At 31.8% G+C, this 7,681-nt stretch carries 6 protein-coding genes; 2 read left to right on the top strand and 4 right to left on the bottom strand.

Annotated elements, in window-relative coordinates; translation table 11 throughout:
- Positions 1-13 precede the first annotated feature (13 nt).
- The 3 genes from QZZ53_RS01560 to QZZ53_RS01550 all read right to left on the bottom strand — a co-directional run bounded on the left by QZZ53_RS01560 (position 14) and on the right by QZZ53_RS01550 (position 2,947).
- On the bottom strand, positions 14-547 hold the full coding sequence (locus QZZ53_RS01560) for a sigma-70 family RNA polymerase sigma factor (RefSeq protein WP_296380731.1): 534 nt from the start codon (positions 545-547) through the stop codon (positions 14-16).
- Between the two features lie 196 nt (positions 548-743).
- Entirely contained in the window at positions 744-1,757 is a 1,014-nt protein-coding gene (murB, locus tag QZZ53_RS01555; protein WP_296380729.1) for a UDP-N-acetylmuramate dehydrogenase, read from the bottom strand.
- On the bottom strand, positions 1,757-2,947 hold the full coding sequence (locus tag QZZ53_RS01550; RefSeq protein WP_296380726.1) for a pyridoxal phosphate-dependent aminotransferase: 1,191 nt from the start codon (positions 2,945-2,947) through the stop codon (positions 1,757-1,759). The genes murB and QZZ53_RS01550 overlap by 1 nt, the downstream gene beginning before the upstream one ends.
- 101 nt (positions 2,948-3,048) lie before the next feature.
- On the opposite strand from QZZ53_RS01550, the gene QZZ53_RS01545 reads away from it, so the two are divergent.
- Positions 3,049-4,419 (top strand): aspartyl protease family protein, encoded by a 1,371-nt coding sequence (locus tag QZZ53_RS01545; protein ID WP_296380724.1) that lies wholly within the window; start codon positions 3,049-3,051, stop codon positions 4,417-4,419.
- A 33-nt stretch (positions 4,420-4,452) separates the two neighbouring features.
- Here QZZ53_RS01545 and QZZ53_RS01540 read toward each other — a convergent pair whose 3' ends face one another.
- Positions 4,453-4,878, bottom strand: coding sequence for a DUF1573 domain-containing protein (locus QZZ53_RS01540; RefSeq protein ID WP_296380722.1), 426 nt, complete (start codon positions 4,876-4,878; stop codon positions 4,453-4,455).
- Between the two features lie 186 nt (positions 4,879-5,064).
- Here QZZ53_RS01540 and QZZ53_RS01535 point away from each other — a divergent pair.
- Positions 5,065-7,681 (top strand): valine--tRNA ligase (locus tag QZZ53_RS01535; protein ID WP_296380719.1); only part of this gene is annotated, 2,617 nt, incomplete at its 3' end.

Genomic DNA, 7,681 nt, shown 5'->3' with positions numbered 1-7,681 from the left:
ATATTAAACTATTTTATGGATTATAAACTTTCTTCAGTTCTCGTAATCCAATTTTTAATCTAGATTTAATCGTACCGAGCGGAATTTCTAATTCGTCACTCGCTTCTTGTTGTGTCATCCCTTGAAAAAATAAGGCGTTTAACACTATTTGATACTTTTCTTCTAGTCTCCCAACATGTTCTTTTATATCCATAACATCTTGGTTAAAATTTGATGTTGGTAAGATATATACGTTGGAAGTATCAATTTGGACTTCTTTTTTGTAACGATTATTAAAACTTCTAAGTTTATCTATCGCCGTATTTCTTGCAATACGGAACAACCAAGTAAAAAGTTTGGCCTTACTTGAGTCGTATTTTGAAGCATTTTTCCAGACTTTAATGAAGGTTTCTTGAAGTGCGTCTTGCGCAATTTCTTCGTTGATTGTAATTTTTAAGATTACACCATAAAGACTATTAGAATAGTTTTCGTAAAGTAAATTTAATGCACGCTTATCTCCTTTTTGGAGTAAGTCGATTATTCTTTTTTCTATAGGTGTTATGCTCAAAATGTTAAAATCTTGTTTTTCTGATGTTTAGAACATCTAAAATGGATTTGTAAACGTAAATATAATTAAATAGACCTTATTAGGTCACTAGCATATAATGTTAGAATAATTTTTTCTACCAAAAGAGATTGATTAATAGCATTATCAAAAATTATTCTAAATTCAAAAGTCGTAATATATATTACGGCTTTTGTTTTTAGATAATATTTACTTCAGTCTCAATATCAACATTGAAAATACGCTTTACGGTTTTTTGTATCAGTTTTGCTAATTCAAAAACGTCTTTACCACTTGCATTGCCATAATTAACCAGAACTAAGGCCTGTTTATTGTGTACTCCATAATCTTTAAAACGTTTGCCTTTAAAACCTGCTTTTTCAATTAACCAACCAGCTGGTATTTTAACTTCTGTATCTGAAATTTTATAAGAAGATACCTCTGGAAAATTCTCTCGTAATTTATTGAATTGTTCAGTAGAAATAATAGGGTTTTTAAAGAAACTACCACTATTGCCAATTTCTTTTGGATCAGGTAATTTACTTTGTCTTATTGTGGTTACGGCGTTTGATATATCTTGAATTGTAGGATTATCAATATTAGAGGTTTCTAATTCACTTATAATAGCTCCATAACCTGTTTGCAATTTATGATTGGCTTTGGTTAATTCAAGATTTACACTTGTAATTATATATTGTCCTTTTATGTCTTGTTTAAAAATAGATTCTCTGTAACCGAATTTACAATCGGATTTGGTAAACGTTTCTGTGGTTTGGTTTTTAATATTTGTAGCTTCGCAACTCACAAAAACATCTTTAAGTTCTACACCATAAGCTCCAATATTCTGGATTGGTGCTGTACCAATATTCCCGGGAATTAGGGACATGTTTTCAATACCACCATAATTGTTGTTCAAACACCAAAGGACAAATTCATGCCAGTTTTCGCCTGCCATAGCTTTAATTACTACTGAGTCATCTGTTTCACTAATTACTTCAATACCTTTTAGATTTATGTATAGTACTAAAGCTTTAATATCTTGAGTTAACAACATATTGCTACCTCCACCTAAAATAAATAATGGATTAGAATGTTGTTTTTTTAAAACCGTGTGAAGCATTTCTATAGAAGTGATGTTGCAGAACGAATCTGCTTTAGCATCAATACCAAAGGTGTTAAACGATTTTAATGAAACATTCTTGGTCGTTGTCATCAGTCTTTATAAGCTTTTAGTGCTTCAGCCAATATTTTTACTGAAGTTTTTAAACTCTCTTCATTTAGAACATAAGCAATACGTATTTGGTTTAATCCAACACCTGGTGTTGAGTAAAAACCTGCAGCAGGTGCAACCATGATAGTACTATTATTATAATCGAATGATTCTAATAACCAACGTGCAAAATCATCAGAATTTTTCACTGGTAATTCTGCAATACAATAAAAAGCACCATTGGGTTTAGCGACTTTAACACCTTCGATTTTTTCCAACTCTTCAATTAGAGTGTTTCTACGTTTTACATATTCATCTATGACATCATCAAAATAACTTTGAGGTGTTTGCAATGCCGCTTCACTAGCAATTTGGGCTAGAGTAGGAGGACTTAATCTTGCTTGAGCAAACTTTAGAGCCGTTTTAATAACGTCTTTGTTTTTTGAAACCAAATATCCTATTCGTGCTCCACACATACTGTAGCGCTTAGAAACAGAATCAATTACAATTGCATGATCTTCTAATCCCGCTTCCTGTAGAATTGAATAATGTGAAATTCCATCGTAAACAAACTCTCTGTAAACTTCATCCGCGATTAAGAAGAGATCGTGTTTTTTTACAATCGAAGCCAGTTTTTTTATTTCTTCTTTAGAATATAAATAACCAGTTGGGTTTCCTGGATTGCAAATTAAAATAGCCTTAGTCTTTGGTGTGATTAATTTTTCAAACTCTTCTATTGGAGGTAGTGCAAAATTATCTTCAATTTTTGAAATTACAGGAACTACATTGACACCAGAAGCGGTTGAAAAGCCATTATAATTCGCATAAAATGGTTCAGGAATTATAATCTCATCATCTTCATCCATTATACTTCCAAAAGCAAATAGAAGGGCTTCACTACCACCTGTAGTAACAATAATATCGTTGTGTGTAACTTGTATATCATTACGTTTATAGTATTCAGCAATTTTAATTCTATAGTTCTCTGAACCTTCAGAGCGAGAATATGCTAAAATGTCTAGAGAATGAGATTTTACAGCATCTAAAGCAACTGTTGGAGTTTTAATATCTGGCTGACCAATATTAAGATAGAAAACGGTTTTTCCTTGTTTATGGGCTTCTTCTGCATAGGGCACCAATTTTCTAATTGGTGACTCTGGCATATTTATACCCTTTTTTGATATCGTTGGCATAAGTTAGTTTTAAAGTGCTAAGTTCTGAAATTTCTTAAAGTTTATTTAAAAATTAACGTTTAAAATATTACATAAGATAAAGATTTGTAACTTGATTTGAAATGTTTAAACCTTTGAAAGCTTTTACTAAATATACTTTCGTGCTGATTATAGCTGTAAATTGTTGGCTTTCAAATGCTCAGGAAGGATTTTTTTTAAAAGATGATGTAGGTGAAAAAATAAATTTTCAACTTATCAGTAATTTAATCATCATTCCCATAGAAATAAACAATGTCACATTATCCTTTATATTAGATACAGGAGTTAGTAATCCTATTTTATTTAATTTAACTGAACGCGATTCCTTAGATTTAAAAAACACCAAATCTTTTTACCTTCACGGTTTAGGTGGTGATGGGAAAATAGAAGCCTTAAAATCTAGCCATAATAAGTTTAGGATAGGAGATGCTGTAAGTATCAATCAAGATTTATTCGTTGTCTTTGATGAAACAATAAATTTTACTCCAAGACTTGGTATTTCTGTCAATGGTATTATTGGCTATGATGTATTTAAAAACTATGTGGTAGAAATCAATTATAATTCTAAGTATATTAGATTGTATAACCCAAATAGATATAAACCTAAAACCTCTAAAAAGTGGAAGGCCATACCCATTACTATACATAGTAAAAAGCCTTATTTAGATGCAAAAGTTATCATCAGTGAAAATGAAAAACTTGTAAAATTACTTATTGATACAGGTAGTAGTGATGCTTTATGGCTATTTGAAGATAAAAAAACTGGCTTAGCACCTTATAAGGATTTGTTTTTTACTGATTATCTAGGAAAAGGATTAAGTGGTTCAGTATATGGAAAACGTTCTAAGGTGAAAAACTTTGAAATTAGTGATTTTAATTTGAAGAATGTAAATGTAGCATTTCCAGATTCTACATCGATTAATGTTGCTAAAGTTTATAAGGAAAGAAAAGGCAGTTTAGGTGGGAGTATTTTAAAACGTTTCAATCTTTTTTTTGATTATACAAACGAAAAGTTATACCTAAAAAAGAATAGTTTTTTTAGAGAGTCATTTACATATAATAATAGTGGAATTGTTATTGAGCATAATGGAGTAAGGTTTGTAAAAGAACAAATTAGGGTTCCTAATAAAGGGAATTACAACAGGAATAATAATAATTCTCAAGCTGTTCAAATAGATTTTTCTATTAATTATATAATGTCATTGCAACCAGCGTATAAAATTGTAGAAATTAGACCATCTTCTAATGCCTATGCTGTTGGATTAAAAAAAGGGGATGTGTTAATTAACATAAATGGTAAACCTGTACATGATTATGAACTAGCAGGAATAAATAAAATACTTCACGGCAAAACAGGGAAATCTATTCGCCTAAAAATAGAACGCAAAGGAGTAGAATTATTTTTTAAATTTAAGTTAGATGATGCCTTTAAAATTAATGAGCCCTCAAATTGAGAGCTCATTAATTAATTTTATTGAGATTGAAGTCTATTGTTCAATCATACTTTTCTCTTTCTTTTCTAAAACACTTGTTTTATTTGGGTCAATAATTAAACCTTTAATTTTTAATGCAACTGTTGGAGTTTCTGCATTAGAAAAAACAGTGATGGTCTTTCTAATTGGGTTAACTCGTTTAGTGTCATATTTTACTGCAATCTCACCAGACTCTCCTGGCATTATTGGGTTTTTAGGCCATTTTGGCACTGTACAACCACAGGTGGACTTTGCGTTAGTAATAATTAGAGGTGCGTCACCAGTATTTGTAAATTCAAAAATTCTAACACCATCAGCACCTTTTTCAATGGTACCGTAATCAATTATGTTAGTCTTAAATTCAATCTTAGCTACTTTTTCTTGAGCATAAGAACCAAGACTAATAAGTCCTATAAATAAAATTGCTATTAAATTTTTCATCATTTTATATTTAAATTGATACTATCAAAACTACTCACTTTTTTATTCTTCTCAAAATTAATTAGATATAATGCACTGTATTTAACAGAAATTAGAGTTTCACACCCATATTAGTTACCTAATAATTTTTCAAAAAAAGAAATATAAGTACTTTTGTAAGTTATTTAGCAAAAACAATACCAAAATATGGAAATCCCATCAAAATATAATGCATTATCAGTAGAAAACAAGTGGTACGACTACTGGATGAAGCATAATTATTTTCATTCTACACCAGACGAAAGAGAACCTTATACTATTGTTATTCCTCCACCAAATGTGACAGGAATATTACACATGGGACACATGCTTAACAATACGATACAAGATGTGTTGATTCGTCGTGCACGTTTGTTGGGTAAAAATGCATGTTGGGTTCCAGGTACAGATCACGCATCTATTGCTACGGAAGCAAAAGTTGTAGCCAAATTAAAGGAGCAAGGCATTGATAAAAATGATTTAACACGTGAAGAGTTTTTAGAGCATGCATGGGAATGGACAGAAGAATATGGTGGAGTTATCCTTGAGCAATTAAAGAAATTAGGTTGCTCTTGCGATTGGGATCGTACTAAGTTTACGATGGATGATGATATGAGCGAAGCTGTAATTAAAACCTTTGTAGATTTATACAACAAAGGCTTAATTTATAGAGGTTATCGCATGGTTAATTGGGATCCTGAAGCCAAAACGACTTTATCTGATGAAGAAGTAATCCATGTTGAAAAACAAGGTTTACTTTATTATTTAGAATACCAAGTTGAAGGTAGTGATGAAAAATTAACTATTGCAACTACACGTCCTGAAACTATTTTTGGTGATACTGCGATTTGCATTAACCCAACAGATGAGCGCTTTACACATTTAAAGGGAAAGAAAGCAATTGTTCCTATCTGTGGACGTGTGATTCCTATTATAGAAGATGAGTATGTAGACATTGAATTCGGAACAGGGTGTTTAAAAGTAACACCAGCTCATGATGAAAATGATAAAGTATTAGGAGATAAGCATCAACTCGAGGTTGTTGATATTTTTAATGATAATGCTAGTTTGAATAGTTTCGGAATGCATTACGAAGGTCTAGATCGTTTTGTGGCGAGGAAAGCTATAGTAAAAGAGTTGGATGCGGCTGGTATTTTAGTGAAAACCGAAAACCACATTAACAAAGTAGGAACTTCTGAACGTACCAAAGCAGTTATTGAACCGCGTTTAAGTGACCAATGGTTCTTAAAGATGGAAGATTTAGCTAAACCAGCAATTGATGCCGTTTTAAAAACTGGAGATGTAAAACTATTTCCAAAGAAATTTGAAAACACTTATCGCCATTGGATGGAGAATATTCGCGATTGGAATATCTCTCGTCAGTTACTTTGGGGACAACAAATCCCTGCCTATTTCTATGGAGATGGAAAAGAAGATTTTGTAGTTGCTGAAACGATTGAAGAAGCTGTTAAACTCGCAAGAGTGGCAGCTAACGACCAAGATCTAACAGCAAATGGCTTAAATCAAGATTCTGATGCCTTAGATACATGGTTCTCATCTTGGTTATGGCCAATGAGCGTATTTGATGGTATTCGTAATCCTGAAAATGAAGAAATCAAATATTATTACCCTACGAATGATTTGGTAACAGGACCAGATATTTTATTCTTTTGGGTTGCTAGAATGATTATTGCAGGTTATGAATATAAAGACGAAAAGCCTTTTGAAAATGTATATCTTACAGGATTAGTAAGAGATAAGCAACGTCGTAAAATGTCTAAGTCTCTTGGTAATTCTCCAGACGCTTTGAAATTAATAGAAAATTATGGAGCAGATGGAGTTAGAGTAGGCTTATTGTTAAGTTCTGCTGCTGGTAATGACTTAATGTTCGATGAGGATTTATGCCAACAAGGAAAGCAGTTTGCAAACAAGATTTGGAATGCCTTTAGATTGGTGCAAGGTTGGGAAGTTGATGACACTATTAACCAACCAAACTCAAGCAAAATTGCAATTGAATGGTTTGAGTCTAAGTTTCAAAAAACGATTTTAGAAATTGAAGATCATTTCAGTAAATACAGATTAAGTGATGCGCTTATGGCAACCTACAAATTGATTTGGGACGATTTTGCATCATGGTTATTAGAAATTGTAAAGCCTGCATATCAGCAACCAATTGATGCGAAGACACTAGAAAGCATAAATGCAGTATTCGAAGATATTCTAAAGATCTTACACCCATTTATGCCATTCTTAACAGAAGAGATCTGGCATTATATTAAAGAGCGTTCTCCGGAAGAGGCATTAATTATTTCTAAATGGCCAGAAGCCAAAGCGATTAATGAAACTTTAATTTCTGAATTCGATTTTGCTTCAGAAGTTATTTCTGGAATTAGAAATATTAGAAAACAAAAGAATATTGCTTTTAAAGATGCAATTGGATTTTCAGTTGTAAATAATGAAAATGTTATATCAACTTTTGATGAAGTGGTTTCAAAACTTGGTAATCTTGAGAGTTTCAATTACGTAACGGAACCTGTTGAAGGTGCTTTAACGTATCGTGTAAAATCCAATGAGTACTTTATTCCTATGGAAGGTAGTATAGACATCGAAGCAGAAATTAATAAACTTACTGAAGAGTTGAATTACACAGAAGGGTTCTTAAAATCTGTTCAAAAGAAATTATCTAACGAGCGTTTTGTTGCAGGCGCACCAGAACAAGTTGTTGCTTCAGAAAAGAAGAAAGAAGTAGACGCTTTAGCAAAAATTGAAACAATAAAAGTAAGTT

This window comes from Winogradskyella sp., from assembly GCF_016744625.1.
In the GTDB taxonomy this organism is placed as follows: Bacteria; Bacteroidota; Bacteroidia; order Flavobacteriales; family Flavobacteriaceae; genus Winogradskyella.
The sequence above is the reverse complement of the archived record's forward strand: the minus strand, read 5'-3'. Positions and strand labels throughout refer to the sequence as shown.

Coding starts and splice junctions, on each gene's coding strand:
- murB (WP_296380729.1), bottom strand. CDS start 1,757: ATGACAACGACCAAGAATGTTTCATTAAAATCGTTTAACACCTTTGGT.
- QZZ53_RS01550 (WP_296380726.1), bottom strand. CDS start 2,947: ATGCCAACGATATCAAAAAAGGGTATAAATATGCCAGAGTCACCAATT.
- QZZ53_RS01545 (WP_296380724.1), top strand. CDS start 3,049: ATGTTTAAACCTTTGAAAGCTTTTACTAAATATACTTTCGTGCTGATT.
- QZZ53_RS01540 (WP_296380722.1), bottom strand. CDS start 4,878: ATGAAAAATTTAATAGCAATTTTATTTATAGGACTTATTAGTCTTGGT.